Below are 13,664 nucleotides of genomic sequence, written 5' to 3'. Positions count from 1 at the left end.
ACTCAGCCCCACCAACTACGAAGCCGAGCTTCGGGCGATCTCACCTACACTCGCAAACGCCGCATAGACGTGTCCTCACATCGGGGGGAAGCCCCATCTGTCCCAAGAGCAGGAACGGGTGGACGGGCAATCGGCCCGAGCCGATCTGCACGGCGTAGTCGGAGAGTTCGGAAAGGTCGCCGGCGACGTGCACGGTGCCGGCTTGGGACGCTTCGTCCGCCGTCCATGGGATCGGTCCGTTCAGGGCCCAGTCGATCTTGAACGTCCCCGGGTCCCAGGCAAACCGGCGCAGGTCCTCGCGCAGCCGCGTGGGCAGGTCGTCCCACGAGACGAGCCCCCCGTACAGCATCGGCGCCGGTACGTCCGCCAGCACTGCCCGCCGCGCCCGCACCGCCTCGCCGCCCGCCGTGCGTACGCCCAGAGCCGCACCGCCACGCACGACGACCGACGTCACCCGCGTGCCGCAGCGCACGATGCCGCCCTTGGAGATGAGGCGTCGAACCAGCGCGTCGGCCAGCGCGCCGGCGCCGCCCACCGGGGCCGGCCACCCGTACTGCTGGCCGAGCATGGCCAGGAGCCAACCGTACGCCGCGCTCGGGGCGGCCTCCGGCAACAGGTCCGCGTGCAGCGCACAGCCGGCCAACAGCATCGTGGCCCCGACATCGGAGAACTGCTCCTCGCCCAGCCGGCGTACCGGCAGGACCATCATCCGCGCGAACCGCAGGCCGTCCACCGCCCCCAGTCGCGCCGCGAGCGCCACCGCGGAACGAATCGGTGGGAAGGGAGTCAGAAACGCATTCACCAGATGCGGGTCCAAGCGGTCCCACAGTGCCGACAGTCTGCGCCAGCCCGCTCCGTCGTCGGCGCCGAAGTCCGCCGCAAGCCCCCCGACCGTGGCATCGACGCCGCGGCGCAGCACGGCGCAGCGTCCGTCGGCGAGGGGGTGTGCCAGGACCGAGGGGGCGTGGCTCCAGCGAAGTCCGAACTGGTGCAGGTTCAGTGCGGCGATCGCGGGCGAGGCGACCGCGAGGGGGTGGAAGGAACTGAACGTGTCGCTCACGAAGTCCGGATGCACGCCGCGGTCGCTGTGCACCGCGCCGCCGGGAACCTCTCGGGCCTCCAGCACCTCGATGCGCCATCCGCGATCCGCGAGGATGTTGGCGGCCACCAGCCCGTTCGGGCCGGCGCCGATGACGACCGCGTCGGCCTCGCCGGTCATCGGGGTCCTTCGGGTCCGGAGCCCGCGTCGGGCGCCGGCGTGTGCGCGGCCTCCGGCGGTTCCTCGGCGACCCGGGCGAGGTTGCGAAGCATTCTGCGGTTGCGCAGGTGCAAAAGGAACTCGCCCGGTGGGCCGTGTAGACGCGCGGCCGGGCCGCGGAGCGGATGTTCGTCCACCAGGACCAGGGTGTCGGTGTCCCACCGCACCAGTTCGATGCCGATGCGAGCCGTGCCCAACGGCGGCGCCACCGCCTCCAACTCCAGGCGTCTGCCGGGTTCGCAGAGCCGGACGATGCACCGGTCCCGGAACGTGATCGGCCCGAGCCCGATCGTGTACACCAGGCACGCTCCCTCTCGAGGCCACGTATCGTCGGCGCTTTCGACGCGCTTGGTGCCCACGACCCACTCGGCATAGCGCCGTGCGTCCGCGAGTACGTCCCATACCCGTGCGGTACTCGCGTCGATCAACTGCTGTCGTCGTGCCATGCGGGGCGACTACCCGGACCTGATCGTGTATATCCGAACGGTCGAGGGCCTGCCGGATTCGTGCTGCCTGTCACCGGCCGAGGAGACGTGGATCGGCGATGCGAGTGCCATCCGGACGCGCATCGGTGCCGCCGAATCGACCGCGTAAACGGCACCGCCGTCGGACGCGAAGGCAGGTGTCAAATCGGGACTGCGGGACAGGCTCGGGCCATGTCAGCCGTTTCTTGGGGACGACGTATTCGTGGTGCGCCCGCAGTAATCGGGGCCGAACTTCGGGGGATCGGGCGGTCGACCGTCCGGGCCTGGCGAGGCCCGGGGCGCGAGCGGGATCTGGTTGGGCAGTCGGCCAAGGCCGCGCTCGCGGCGGTGCTCAGCTGGGCCGTGGCCGGGTGGTGGCTGCGGGCCCCGATGGCCATCATGGCGCCCTGGGTGGCGATCGTGCTCGTTCAGGCGACGGTGTACCGATCGGTCGCGCAGGCGCTCCAGGTCCTGGTGTCGATGACCTTCGGCACACTGATCGCCGCGCTCGCCTGGGTGATGTGCGGCAGCACCATCGGGGCGATGGCGGCGGTGCTGCCGATCACGATGCTGATCGGCAACTGGCGGCGGTTCGGGGACGCCGTCCCCAACAAACAGATGACATGGCCCGAGCCTGTCCCGCCGTCCCGACCTGACACCCGCCCTTGCGTCCGGCGGAGTTCGGTGATTTCGGCACGGGCAGCGGCCGGCGGTCGGGACCTCGTGCAACGAGGATCGATACCCGAGGAAGAAGTCGCCGAGCATATGCCTTTCGCCGTCGAACGGCCGTTGCCCGCGCCGGTTCGCTGCCTAGCGGCGCCTACCTGTCGAGTTCCTCGTCCACCACACGGATGCTGCCGAGTTCGGGGTCCACCGCGTCCGGAACGACCATGCCGGACCGGACCCCGGACGTCAGGTAGTCCACGACCGGGGCCGTGAGCCGTTCGCCGGGCAGGGCGGCGGGGATGCCCGGCGGGTACGGCGTGAGCATCTCGGCACTGATGCGGCCGACCGCGTCGCGGACAGGGACCTGGTCGGTGCGGGCGAAGAAGGCGTCCCTGGGGAGGAGTACCTGTTCCAGGCGCAGTTCGTGCGGGGCGGGTACTCGGACGCTACTTCGCTCGTCCGCCATCGAGTCGGCGTGGGCGGCCAGGTCTCGGAGCGCTTCGAGCAACGTCTCGGTGGTGTGGTCGTCGTCGGCGTAGGTCAGTTGCGCGCTGATCCGGCGGTGGTCGGAGACATGCAGGTTGACCCGGTGGTGCCGGCGCAGCCAGTCGGCAGCGGTGTAGCCGCTGGGACCCAGCGCCTTGATGTCGATGATGACCTGGAGCGGGTCGAGGTCGTGAGCGCGTTGTGGTCCCAGGAACTCGGCGTGGTGGACGTGCATGCCGTCGATCTTCTCGATGCTCGCCCGCACCGAGCGGGCCCTCCGCAGCGCGGCGTCGAGCAGGCGGTGTCCGTCGGCGACCATGTGCGCACGCCAGCCGTCGAGGGCCGCGTAGATCAGGACGTTGGGGCTGGTGGTGCCGAGTAGGTCGGCGCGGGAGGCGAGGACATCGGGGTCCACCAGATCGCCTTGGTGGTGGAAGACCGAGCTTTGTTCCAGCCCGCCCCCCATCTTGTGCACGCTTGTCACGCACACGTCGGCGCCGGCGTCCATCGCCCATGTGGGCAGGTCGGGATGGAACGGCAGGTGGGCGCCCCACGCCTCGTCGACGATCAGCGGTCGACCATGGCGGTGGCAGACCTCGGCGATCGCGGCCAGGTCTGCGCACGTTCCGTACGGGGTGGGGCTGGTGACCAACGCGCCTCTGGCATCCGGGTGTTCGGCGAAAGCAGCGGCGTAGGCCTCGGCTCGTGGCGGATGCGCGAGATGGAGTTCGGGGTCCCAGGTCGGGTCCACCCAGATCGGGCGAACGCCGGAGAGGACGAGACCGGAGACCACGGATTTGTGCGCGTCGCGGGAGATCACCAGCTTCTCGTGTGGCCCGGCGACCGAGAGCATCGCGCTTTTGACCGAGAGCGAACTGCCGCAGGTGGAGAAGAAGGTGTGCTTGGCGTGCACCGCCTCGGCCATGAGTTCCTCGGCGCGTTCGAGAACGCGGCCGGTGGACATGCGGTCGTCCAGCCCCGAGGTCGCCAGCACGTCGGAGCGGAACACGTCCTGCCCCAGCACCGCCGCGGTGCGGGCGTCGATGCCGCGACCCTGTTTGTGGCCCGGCGGCGAGAACGGTGTGTAGGCCTTTTTGTGATAGGCCGCCAGTGCATCCAAAATGGGCGTCTCCGACTGATCCATATCACCCGGCTGCCCGGATCCCTGGACACCGACACATTGCCGGCGTACGCGCGTCCTGCGAGGCAGGAGCGCCGACCCCAGAACGCTGCGGATCCGGTGAGGCCGCCGCCGCACTCCGGTTCCCGTCGGCTCATCCGGCGGTCCGCCGCGTGCTCGTCGGTGCGGCGACGCCGGAGGGGATCGCCGAAAACGTAGAGCTCTCCACCACTGAGATTCCGGCAGCATTGTGGTCGGCGTTGCGCGAGCAGTGCCTGCTCGCCGCGAACGTTCCGACTCCGTAGGCCGGTCGGGCGGCTCCTCCCCCGCTTCGGGAGGAGACGCCCAGGTTTCCAGGACGAGTCCATTGGGCACCGCCGTCCCGCGCGACGCCGACGAGCCGGCAGACCGACCTGCACAGGCGGGGCGGACCCTTGGGAATCCACTGTCCGCTGCCCGACGAGGCATTCGGTCCCTCGACCTTCGGGGAAGGTCGAGGGACCGTGATCCGCACCGGTCACCCGGACACCGGGCCGTCGATCACCAACCGTTGGACACCGTGATCCTCGTGGCCGCCTCCCGGCTGGTCCGCGCGCCGTCGTACATGGCGTGGACGAGCAGCGGATTATTGTCGCTGATGCGGGCGTCGGCGCCGACGCGGTCGGCCCGACGTGAGTGCCGCTCCGGCTCGCGAGGCTTCTGCGTCCCCACGCCGAGACCTGGGGTGCTCCGCCCGGACGTCACCGCGGCGCGGCGCGGCGGTCGGCAAGGTTCGACAGGCTGATTGCGCGCGGACGCAAGGGAGTTCCCTGGGCCTGCCGGGCCGGGCGGAAGCTAGTCTGTGCCGCTGTCCGGTCAAGGACGCTGCCACTCTTGGAGGGACACACATGGATGATCGCCCGCCGCTGCCCGACTTTCCCCCGGGGACACCGCCACGTCCCACCTACCCGCCACCGCCTCCGGCGGGCGCGGGTGCAGCTCGCGTCGGGTGTTTCGAATGTTCGACCACGTCACGGTTTCTCCTCCGGCGGTGATCCTCGCCATCAACGCCCGGCAGCCGAAGCCGTCGCACGCACACGCGCACGCGAGCATCATGCTCTCGCCCTCCTCGGCGCCGTGCGGGACCTCGCCCGCTTCTCCCCCGAGCAGGTGCTCCCCGAAAAGCCCCCACGCGCGCACGATGTCGAGCCCGACCTCGGCCATTGGGGTGGGTTTGCCGCCTCCCCATATGGCCAGACTCCGAGTGGGCCGCGACTGTGGATCCGGGAGCGGTCGGATGAAGCCGGACAAGGCGGGGAGGAAGCATGGAGACGGGTCGGCGTCGTCGGCTCGCGCACCCGCGGGGCGTGGTCACCTCGCCGCCGTCGCGGGCGGCGATCCATCTGCTCCCCCACGAGGCCGGAGCGCTCCTTGCCGGGAAGTACTTCCCACTGATCACTGCGGGCCACGATTGCCCCGATGCAAGCGAAGCCTCGATCCCCCGTGGGGACGTCCCGAACAACCTGCCTCCGGCGGACGGGCGGATCGCGAGTGCGGGATCGGCCGCCGCCGCGTTCCTCGACGAGGTCCGCGAGGACTGGTTCAAAACGCCCGTGCGGTCCGGGCAACGCCTTCGGGTGCTCTGGGAATTCGACGGGCCGGGACGGATCCGGCGGATCAACTACTTCCTCAGCAGCGAGGACTGGGATCCATACCTCCCGCTGGCACGGGCGCAGTTCGGGCGGGACCCCGTAGCCGTCGTCCTTCCCGACTCGGGCGAGGCCGGTGGCAACCGATCGAGCAGCCGGAACACGGCCCACGGGATCGTTCTGCCCGATCGGCGGCCCGGGCATCACGTCCTGCTCGCCGTGTGCGAGTTCGCCGATCGGGCGGACGCCCTATACCAGGTGATCGACCTGGTGTACGAACGATAGGCCACATCGGATACGGGGCACCCCGCCGGTGGCCGGTCGCGCCGATGCGGCTGTCCGCCTCCTCGTCCGCGCGGCGGGTGCCGGGCAATTCGGGACCTCTGCGAGGCGACTGTTGAACCCGGCGATTGAACGCCTCTCGACGAATCTCCTCCCGCCTCCGTCAAGGCCGTGACGGTCATACCGTCCTCGACCCGAACCAGCACCCACACTCGATGGTCTCGTCGGAGATCCGTCGAGGCCGGCCACGCCGCGGCAGGGGCAATACGCCGGCCTCCTGCGCCTTTGACCAGCATCGTCCGCACAACCTCCCGGGAGTAGTCGCCCGCTCCCCGTTACGTACACACGTTCTTCGGCATACAGCGCGATCATCCCCGCGAGGGACGCCGGCCCGGATGTGGGACCGCGCCGCCGATCGACCACCGGCGGGTACGAGCCCGGGTTTGCCCCCAAGCCGAGGATGCCGCGACTCGCGCGCCGCCATGCGGGATCCGCGGAAGGCGTAACCCGGGCCCCTGCGCGCCTCGTGAGCTCGACCAGGTCACCACCGAGCTCTCGGACACCGGGGCTGTGCGTCAGGGTCCAACTCCGGGCCGCTGAAGGAGGGTTGCGTGGCGGACTGATCGTAGCCGGGCTCCCACCGTGGTGATTCGTGAAGCACCGCCGATCCGCGCAGGCGGGTCCGCACAGGCGGGTCCGCACAGGCGGGTCCGCACAGGCGGGTCCGCACAGGCGGGTCCGCACAGGCGGGTCCGCAAAGGCGGGTCCGCGCAGGGGCCCTGCCGACGGCCGGACCCGGGCCCGCCGCGCTCGCCGGTGCGGCGGCCCCGGCGGGGGTCACGAGTCGAGGGTCTCGACCTTGGCGTCGGCTGCGTTGGTCCTCACCGATTCGACGCCCTTGAGGCAGGCGGCGGCCTTGGTCTCGTAGGCCTCACCGGTGGCGTCGAACTGTCTATCCGGGCAGCGTCTCGCCGCCGATGGGGGCCAATACCTCACCCGAGTAGTAGCCCGAGAGCCGCTCGGAGGCGAAAAACACATACGAGGGAGCGATCTCGTCCGGCTGAGCGGCCCGGCCCATCGGCGTCTGCTGCCCGAACGACTCGACCTTTTCCGGTGGGAATGTCGCGGGGATCAGCGGGGTCCATACCGGCCCCGGCGCGACGCAGTTGACCCGGATGCCGCGCTCGCGCAGGGCTTGGGCGAGCGAATACGTCAGCGCCAGAATCGCACCTTTGGTGGCGGAGTAGTCGATCAGCGACTTGTTGCCGCGCAGGCCGTTGATGGAGGACGTGTTGATGATCGAACCGCCGGGAGTCAGGTGCTCCAGCGCCGCCTTGGTCGTCCAGAAGAAGCTGTGGATATTGACCCTGAAGGTGTACTCCCACTGATCGCTGTCCAGTTGGGCAAGGTCGTCGACGGGCTTCTGGGTGCCACAGTTGTTGACCAGGATGTCCAGGCCACCGAGGTCGGAGACGGTGCGCTCGACCACGTCGCGGCAGTTGTGTTCGACGGACAGGTCGGCCCGGTACACGGCACAGGCCCGACCGGCCTGTTCGACGAGCCGAGCGGTGTGGGCCGCGTCCTCGTCCTCCTGCTCCGACAGATACGCGATGGCCACGTCGGCGCCCTCCTTGGCGAACGCGACCGCGACCGCCCGCCCGATCCCCGAATCCCCGCCGGTGATCAGCGCCCGGCGGCCCTCCAGAAGACCGCTGCCGGGGTAGTCGCGCATCTCGTCATGAGGCGTGGGGTCCATGGCCTGGGTCGTCCCGGGCGCCGCTTGTTGCTGCGGGGGCGCGGGGTGCTGTTCCGATGGCGTGCTCATCTTGCTCTCCTGTCCGTCGACTCGGGCTTGCGGCGCGCTGCGGCTGTCCCGCGCCACACGCCGGCGCCGGGTTGTGCGGATAATGCCGGGCGTGAATCTCGACCGGTACCCGGCTCGGCCGTCGCCATGCGGCCCGGAAGGCGACCCCCGCACCGGCGCAGGGAGCCTGTCCCCGGTTCAATGAGGCGACGCGCCCGGATCGCCGGCCGGGTCCGGTGCCACCGTCGGCAACGCGAGTGCGAGGCCGAGGCGCGCCAGTTGATCCGCGCCGGACTCGTGTGCCGGCGCGGCTCGGAGTTCGGTGGCCTTCCGGCCCTGCGCCGACAGGCACCGCCGCAGGGGCGTCGCCTTCGGGTACCGACCGGCCTATGACGTGTTCGCCGGCGCGGTCACCGGCCAATCCCGTGCGCCCGCCTGCGCCGCCACCTTCGCACCACCTCGTACCGGGTCGACCGCCAGGACCGGCACGTTGGAGGCGAGAGCAAGGACGAGCCCGTGCAGTCGGGTGGTCGCGACCAGGTCCAACCGAGTCAGCACCGACTGGACTTGTTCGACGGCCGCGCACAACAACTCGTCGCCGCCTCCGCCACCCGCGCCACCAGCGCGTCGTCCTCCGGGCCGCCGGTGACCACGACCGGATGGCCCTGCCCGCCCGTGTCCGGTCAGCGCCGCCAAGCGTTCCGACGGCCACCGATGAGCAGGCGACACCGCCCCGGGATACATCACGGTCGCGCTGACCAACGCCCGGGCGGCGGGGCGGTTCAGCGGGCGCAAAACCAGGTCGTGCGGATCGGCGATTACCCCGGACTCGATGCACAGACGACACCAGCGCGCCCGCTCGTGCTCGTCCCCTCGCCAAGGCGGACTTGAATAGCCGCCGCCGGTGGACCCGCCGAAGGCCACGAAACGACGCGGCGACAACGCGGCCACCAGGTCGTGACTGGCAGGCCCGCATTCGTGCAGGTCGACGCCGAGGTCGGGGCGCGCGCCGTGCCAGGGCGCCGGCTCCATTTCACCCACTGGCAGCAGAACGGCGGTCGCGGTCGTGAGCGGCACCAGCGGCCCCAGCGCCTGCGGGGCGGCCGTCCCTCGCCCGAGGTCCGGCGTTCGGGACTCGGGTCTCGCATGGGCGGACCGCCACAGGGTAGGCGGTGGGCCACTGCATGCGAAGGAGTCACGATGCCGGATTCCGCCCGCCCGCGCGACCGGGGCGCAGACCACCCGCCGGTTCCGGTGCCCGGACCGGCCCGCCCTGCGGGCGGGGGACGACCGCAGGTGATCACCCTCGGCGTCGAAGAGGAGTTTCTGCTGCTGGACCGTGAGGACGGGGAGCCGGTCGCCTGTGCGGAGTCGGTTCGTGCGGCGGCCGACCTACAGCCCGCGCTCGAGGAGGGTGAGGTACAACCGGAGATGCTCCAGGTCCAGGTGGAGGTGGCGACCCCGGTGTGCGAGAGCCTCGGCGAAGTCGGCGATCACCTGCTGCGGCTGCGGCGGGCGGTCTCCGCTGCGGCCGAGCAGACCGGGTGCATGCTCGCGCCTTGCGGTCCGGCGGCCTTCGCCTCCGAGGGGCAGCCGTCGGTCACGGCGCGTCCGCGCTACCGGTATCTGCACACGGACGCTGCGCGACTGGTCGACGAGCAATTGATCAACGGTATGCACGTCCACGTGGGAATACCCGACCGCGACGCGGGCGTAGCCGTGATCAATCGGCTGCGGCCCTGGCTGCCGCTCCTGGTGGCGATGTCCGCGAACTCTCCCATGTGGCTCGGCGACGACACCGGCTTCGCCGGCTGGCGTACCGTCGTCTTCGGCCGGTGGTCGGTCAGCGGCATCCCGCCGCTGTTCGCCGATGCCAGCGACTACGACCGGCGCGTGGACGATCTCCGGGACGTCGGGGCGCTGCGGGATCGCGGCAGGATCTACTGGCAGGCCCGGCTCTCGGAGCGGTACCCCACCGTCGAGGTGCGCGCCATGGACGTCCAACTGCGCGTCGACGAGGCGGTGCTCCTCGCGGGGGTCGTCCGTGCGTTGATCACGACGGCCCTGAACGAGGACACGGCAGGCGCCCCTCTTGCCCGACCGGCCCCGGAGCTCCTGGCCGCGGCCCAATGGCACGCCGCGCGCTACGGCTTGGGCGACGCGCTCATCGACCCGCGGATCCCCCGCCGCGTCCCCGCTGGGGACCTGGTCGGCCGGTTGATGGGCCACGTACGGCCGGCCCTCCAGGACACCGGCGACGCAGAGCGCGTGATCGCGCTCGTGCACCGATTGCTCGCCGAAGGAACCGGCGCCCAACGACAACGCGCGGCCGTCCGCCGCGGCGGTCCCCAAGCACTCATGGACTTGATTGCCACCAAGACGACCGCAGCCCCACAACCTCACCGATAGAAGCGGCAACCCCGTCGGGAGCCCCGCACGGACAGACTTACCCATGCCGGGGCCAAGACGGCCCTGTTCGCGTGTGTGGGCATCCTGCTGAACCGACTGGGCTCGGTCGACGAGCACGAACTACACGGCAGGGGCGCGGATTGCCGCTGACGGGCGCGCTGCTCGGCATCGGGGGACCGGCGTTGGCATCCCCCATTCGGTGTGGGTCTGCGCAAGCCCTCGCCGAGAGCGCCGCGTCCGACGCCGGGGGCCGGGTTGATGGTGATGCCTTCGGGGATCGCGGCCGCGTTCTCGCGCCGGTGAGCAGCCCGGCACGCGAACGCGGCGGACACACGCCGTTGCGGCCGGTGCAGCCGAGACCACCGCAAGGCGAGTTCGCGACGCCTTCACCATCGGCCCGCGATAGGGCCCCGGCCGACGGCCGGGGCCGTTGTCGACGCATCGGGCGATCCGGGAGCGGTCAGGGGGCAATCAGTTCGGCGCGGAGTTTGTCGAGGATGCGGGAGATCAGCCGGGAGATGTGCATCTGGGACAGGCCCAGGCGTTCGCCGATCTCGGCCTGGGTCATGTCCTGGCCGAAGCGCATGGACACGATGTCGCGTTCGCGTTCGGGAAGGGCCGCGATGGCGGGTTCGAGGACGTGCAGGTTCTCGACCATGTCGAAGCCCGGGTCCACGAACGACGCCCGCGCGCTGTACGCACCCGCCGGACCGTCGTCGTCGCCGGCAGGGGCGTCCAGGGACGCGGCGGTGTAGCCGGCCGAGGCGGTCAGCCCCTCGGCGACCTCCTCGACGCTCGTCCCGGTGAGGGTGGCGAGTTCGGCCTTGGTGGGTTCGCGATCGTGTTCGGTGGTGAACGCGTCGCGGGCCCTGGCCAGCTCCAGGCGCAACTCCTGCAGGCGGCGCGGGACGTGCACCGCCCAGGAGGTGTCGCGGAAGAAGCGCTTGATCTCGCCGGAGATGGTGGGGATGGCGAAGGTGGGGAACTCGGTGCCGAACCCGGGATCGAACCGGTCGATGGCCTTGATCAGGCCTATCGTGCCGACCTGGACCATCTCCTCGGTGGTCTCGGGACGAGTCCGGAATCTCCCGGCGACGTAGCGCACGAGCGGGATGTTCAGCTCGATGAGGGTGTTGCGCACGTACTGGTACTCGTGCGTGCCCTCCTCCAGCACCTTCAGCCGATCGAAGAGCACCTTGGACATCGCCCGGGCGTCCGTCGCGCTCATCTGCGCCGCGTCCTCGGTCGTGGGGAGGTCGACGGGACGCGGGTGGCATGCGGTGACGGTCGGCTCGGTGATGTTCGCGGTGCTCGGGCGCATCTGGGCATCTCTTTCGATCGTCGGACGGGCGCGAGGCCAGCCTGCCCAGGGCGACGCCGGATACACCCGTATGCAGTAGTGAGCCGGATACCGAACCGTGCGTCCCACCCGATATGTCTCGTCGCTGCGGTCGTCCCGCGCGCACGCCTGTTCTAGCTGTCGTGGCGTACCCCGGAGCGGGGGGTGTCGTCGGTTTCGATCGCGGCCAGGGCGTGGTCCACGTCGTGGTGTTCGGGGACGGCGAGGGACAGGCCGGTCACGCGCAGCATCCTGCGGAAGCGCTCGGGTGGGGCCGCGACGGCGACGGTGCCCCGGTGGGCGCGGGTGCGGTGGTGGAGGGCGACCAGGACGGCCAGGCCGGTGGAGTCGGAGAACCGCAGGCCGGCCAGGTTCAGCACCACATGGTGGAGTCCTCGGTCGATCAGCTCGTATCCGCGTTCGCGCAGTCGGGGCGCGGTGTGGTGGTCGAGATGTCCGCGAACGTCGACGACCGCGACGCCCGGACGCGGGGTGTGCGTGGTCAGAACGAGGTCGGGTTCGGCCACGCTCATCGGATCGCCGCCTTGCTCGTCGGGGATGACCACATCGTTGCACTCGATCGCGTGGCCGTGTCGCACGGCTTAAACGTCGGATGCGGGCACGGACGTGTTTGCCCGCCCCGTGCTGTTCGACGGTCCACGTTGTGGTGAGCATGTCGAGCAGGCGTAGGCCGTATCCGCCGTCGCCGTTCGCGGGACGTTGGAAGACGAGGAGACCGCGGGCGTGATCGCCCACCACGATCTCGACTCCGTCGGGGAGGGGAGTCAGGGTCAACTCGGCCTCGCCACGGGTGTGGCGAAGAACGTTGCCGACCAGTTCCGAAACGATCTGGACGACGTCGTCCGCGCGGTCCCGGGGCCAACACCAGGCGCCGAGGGCGTCGCGGACCGCGTCGCGGACCAGGCCCAGGACACCGGGGCTGTGCGTCAGGGTCCAACTCCGGGCCGCTGTAGGCGGGTTGCGTGGCGGAATGGTCATGTCCGGGCTCGAACCCGTGATGGTCTCGGTGAAGCACCGCCGATCCGCGCCGGCAGACCCGCGCGTAGAGAAGAACGCGCAGTCGGCTGCGCGCCGGGGCCCTGCCGACGGCCGGACCCGGGGCCGCCGCGCTCGCCGGCGCGGCGCGATGCCGTCGATGTCCTCGGCGAGGAGGTGCCAACGGAGAGTGTGGCCGCCAGGGACCTTGGCCCGGCGGGGGTCACGAGTCGAGGGTCTCGACCTTGGCGTCGGCTGCGTTGGTCCTCACCGATTCGACGCCCTTGAGGCAGGCGGCCTTGGTCTCGTAGGCCTCACCGGTGGCGACGATCTCGCCGTTGCCCGCCTTGAGCCGGAACCTGAACCTGCCGTTTTTGTCGGTGTACACCTCGAACTTGCCTGCCACGGGATTCACCCGGCCTCTCGGTTCGTGCGGGCACCGCACCGATGGTGTCGGTACCCGCGGATGTGGGTCGCGAGAACGGACTCGGAGCACGTCACGTCGGCCTCGCCGACCGTCGATCACGGACGCGATGCCGGACGACGCCGCCCGCGGCTGACAGCCTCGCGGGTCGGCGTCCAAACCGGATCCGCTCGCCTGCTACGGCGTGCCTGCGGGGCCGGCGCCCGGGGTGCCCGGTGCGGTGTTGCCGTAGTAGTCGCCGGTGCGGCTGCGGTGGTCGTGGTCGTCGAGGTGCTTGTCCTTGTCGAATTCGGGGGAGTTCTTGATCTCCTCCTTGGTGCGCGAGACGTGGACGACCTTGTTCTCGGTGTCGATGCTCGCGATCGTGCCCGCGGGAAGCAGGACGTGCTTGCCGAAGATCCACACACCTGTGTCGACCACCAGATAGGACGCGTCGACGTCGTCGTTGTGCTTGTCGACCTTGCCGATGTGACCGTCGGTGGCATCGACCTGTAGCCGGCCAGGCTCGTACCCGCGGTGTAGCCGGACTCGGGACGGTGACCCCACACATTGTCGCCGGTGCTCACAGAAACCCTCCTCGGATATCGACGACCCCCTGCGGCAGACGGCGAACCGCCTCCCGCCGCCCGGGACTCGTACGCAATGGTTCTGCGCACGCCTGCCCCGCCGTTCCTGCCCCACACCCACGCTCTGAGCTTGACTCTGTCGGTGATCTTGGTGTTTCCCGGCGCGCGAGCATGATCGGCGGGCATGCTCGGGGCTGTTTCGAAGGCCGATCAGCAACCGAG

The 13,664-nt window shown here is 70.4% G+C and carries 13 protein-coding genes and 3 pseudogenes; 4 read left to right on the top strand and 12 right to left on the bottom strand.

What is annotated here, in order from left to right:
- Positions 1 to 94 precede the first annotated feature (94 nt).
- Positions 95 to 1,219: pseudogene (locus ACZ4FV_RS49650) on the bottom strand (phytoene desaturase family protein); the annotation flags it as partial.
- On the bottom strand, positions 1,216 to 1,704 hold the full coding sequence (locus tag ACZ4FV_RS49645) for an SRPBCC family protein (RefSeq protein ID WP_465327921.1): 489 nt from the start codon (positions 1,702 to 1,704) through the stop codon (positions 1,216 to 1,218). The pseudogene ACZ4FV_RS49650 and the gene ACZ4FV_RS49645, both read right to left, overlap by 4 nt.
- On the opposite strand from ACZ4FV_RS49645, the gene ACZ4FV_RS49640 reads away from it, so the two are divergent.
- Positions 1,703 to 1,852, top strand: coding sequence for a hypothetical protein (locus ACZ4FV_RS49640; RefSeq protein ID WP_465327927.1), 150 nt, complete (start codon positions 1,703 to 1,705; stop codon positions 1,850 to 1,852). The two genes, ACZ4FV_RS49645 and ACZ4FV_RS49640, sit on opposite strands and share 2 nt — an antisense overlap.
- A gap of 62 nt (positions 1,853 to 1,914) precedes the next feature.
- Positions 1,915 to 2,661, top strand: coding sequence for an FUSC family protein (locus ACZ4FV_RS49635; protein ID WP_465327925.1), 747 nt, complete (start codon positions 1,915 to 1,917; stop codon positions 2,659 to 2,661).
- Here the strand turns inward: ACZ4FV_RS49635 and ACZ4FV_RS49630 are convergent.
- Both ACZ4FV_RS49630 and ACZ4FV_RS49625 read right to left on the bottom strand, forming a co-directional pair.
- Positions 2,543 to 4,018: an aminotransferase class I/II-fold pyridoxal phosphate-dependent enzyme gene (locus ACZ4FV_RS49630; protein ID WP_465327918.1), complete on the bottom strand. Its 1,476-nt coding sequence runs from the start codon at positions 4,016 to 4,018 to the stop codon at positions 2,543 to 2,545. The genes ACZ4FV_RS49635 and ACZ4FV_RS49630 overlap by 119 nt on opposite strands.
- Positions 4,019 to 4,534: 516 nt before the next feature.
- Positions 4,535 to 4,705, bottom strand: coding sequence for a hypothetical protein (locus ACZ4FV_RS49625; RefSeq protein WP_465327916.1), 171 nt, complete (start codon positions 4,703 to 4,705; stop codon positions 4,535 to 4,537).
- Between the two features lie 593 nt (positions 4,706 to 5,298).
- Here ACZ4FV_RS49625 and ACZ4FV_RS49620 point away from each other — a divergent pair.
- Positions 5,299 to 5,907 carry a lytic polysaccharide monooxygenase gene (locus tag ACZ4FV_RS49620; RefSeq protein WP_465327914.1) on the top strand — a complete coding sequence of 203 codons (609 nt, stop codon included), beginning with the start codon at positions 5,299 to 5,301 and terminating at the stop codon, positions 5,905 to 5,907.
- Between the two features lie 834 nt (positions 5,908 to 6,741).
- Here ACZ4FV_RS49620 and ACZ4FV_RS49615 read toward each other — a convergent pair.
- From ACZ4FV_RS49615 to ACZ4FV_RS49605, 3 genes are all read right to left on the bottom strand, one after another.
- On the bottom strand, positions 6,742 to 6,942 hold the full coding sequence (locus ACZ4FV_RS49615) for a YegP family protein (RefSeq protein WP_465327913.1): 201 nt from the start codon (positions 6,940 to 6,942) through the stop codon (positions 6,742 to 6,744).
- The gene (locus tag ACZ4FV_RS49610) at positions 6,857 to 7,729 is read right to left on the bottom strand and encodes an SDR family oxidoreductase (RefSeq protein WP_465327911.1); all 873 of its coding nucleotides are present in this window, start codon (positions 7,727 to 7,729) and stop codon (positions 6,857 to 6,859) included. Before ACZ4FV_RS49610 ends, ACZ4FV_RS49615 begins: the two co-directional genes overlap by 86 nt.
- A gap of 366 nt (positions 7,730 to 8,095) precedes the next feature.
- Entirely contained in the window at positions 8,096 to 8,749 is a 654-nt protein-coding gene (locus ACZ4FV_RS49605) for a polysaccharide pyruvyl transferase family protein (protein ID WP_465327909.1), read from the bottom strand.
- Between the two features lie 159 nt (positions 8,750 to 8,908).
- On the opposite strand from ACZ4FV_RS49605, the gene ACZ4FV_RS49600 reads away from it, so the two are divergent.
- Positions 8,909 to 10,117 carry a carboxylate-amine ligase gene (locus ACZ4FV_RS49600; RefSeq protein WP_465327907.1) on the top strand — a complete coding sequence of 403 codons (1,209 nt, stop codon included), beginning with the start codon at positions 8,909 to 8,911 and terminating at the stop codon, positions 10,115 to 10,117.
- 460 nt (positions 10,118 to 10,577) lie between these two features.
- Here ACZ4FV_RS49600 and ACZ4FV_RS49595 read toward each other — a convergent pair whose 3' ends face one another.
- From ACZ4FV_RS49595 to ACZ4FV_RS49575, 5 genes and pseudogenes are all read right to left on the bottom strand, one after another.
- Positions 10,578 to 11,438, bottom strand: a complete 861-nt coding sequence (locus ACZ4FV_RS49595; protein WP_465327923.1) for a SigB/SigF/SigG family RNA polymerase sigma factor — start codon at positions 11,436 to 11,438, stop codon at positions 10,578 to 10,580.
- A gap of 152 nt (positions 11,439 to 11,590) precedes the next feature.
- Positions 11,591 to 12,055 carry an STAS domain-containing protein gene (locus ACZ4FV_RS49590; RefSeq protein WP_465327905.1) on the bottom strand — a complete coding sequence of 155 codons (465 nt, stop codon included), beginning with the start codon at positions 12,053 to 12,055 and terminating at the stop codon, positions 11,591 to 11,593.
- Positions 12,056 to 12,083: 28 nt separating this feature from the next.
- Positions 12,084 to 12,455, bottom strand: a pseudogene (locus tag ACZ4FV_RS49585) (ATP-binding protein); the annotation flags it as partial.
- Positions 12,456 to 12,675: 220 nt separating this feature from the next.
- Positions 12,676 to 12,858 (bottom strand): YegP family protein, encoded by a 183-nt coding sequence (locus ACZ4FV_RS49580; protein ID WP_465327903.1) that lies wholly within the window; start codon positions 12,856 to 12,858, stop codon positions 12,676 to 12,678.
- A 195-nt stretch (positions 12,859 to 13,053) separates the two neighbouring features.
- Positions 13,054 to 13,442 (bottom strand): annotated as a pseudogene (locus ACZ4FV_RS49575) (PRC-barrel domain containing protein).
- Positions 13,443 to 13,664: the final 222 nt, after the last annotated feature.

The sequence above is a fragment of the Embleya sp. NPDC025285 genome, from assembly GCF_055558835.1.
Note: the sequence above shows the minus strand (reverse complement) of the source record. Positions and strands in the feature narration are given on the sequence as shown.

Coding starts and splice junctions, on each gene's coding strand:
- ACZ4FV_RS49640 (WP_465327927.1), top strand. CDS start 1,703: ATGCGGGGCGACTACCCGGACCTGATCGTGTATATCCGAACGGTCGAG.
- ACZ4FV_RS49645 (WP_465327921.1), bottom strand. CDS start 1,704: ATGGCACGACGACAGCAGTTGATCGACGCGAGTACCGCACGGGTATGG.
- ACZ4FV_RS49635 (WP_465327925.1), top strand. CDS start 1,915: ATGTCAGCCGTTTCTTGGGGACGACGTATTCGTGGTGCGCCCGCAGTA.
- ACZ4FV_RS49630 (WP_465327918.1), bottom strand. CDS start 4,018: ATGGATCAGTCGGAGACGCCCATTTTGGATGCACTGGCGGCCTATCAC.
- ACZ4FV_RS49620 (WP_465327914.1), top strand. CDS start 5,299: ATGGAGACGGGTCGGCGTCGTCGGCTCGCGCACCCGCGGGGCGTGGTC.
- ACZ4FV_RS49615 (WP_465327913.1), bottom strand. CDS start 6,942: ATGTGTTTTTCGCCTCCGAGCGGCTCTCGGGCTACTACTCGGGTGAGG.
- ACZ4FV_RS49610 (WP_465327911.1), bottom strand. CDS start 7,729: ATGAGCACGCCATCGGAACAGCACCCCGCGCCCCCGCAGCAACAAGCG.
- ACZ4FV_RS49600 (WP_465327907.1), top strand. CDS start 8,909: ATGCCGGATTCCGCCCGCCCGCGCGACCGGGGCGCAGACCACCCGCCG.
- ACZ4FV_RS49595 (WP_465327923.1), bottom strand. CDS start 11,438: ATGCGCCCGAGCACCGCGAACATCACCGAGCCGACCGTCACCGCATGC.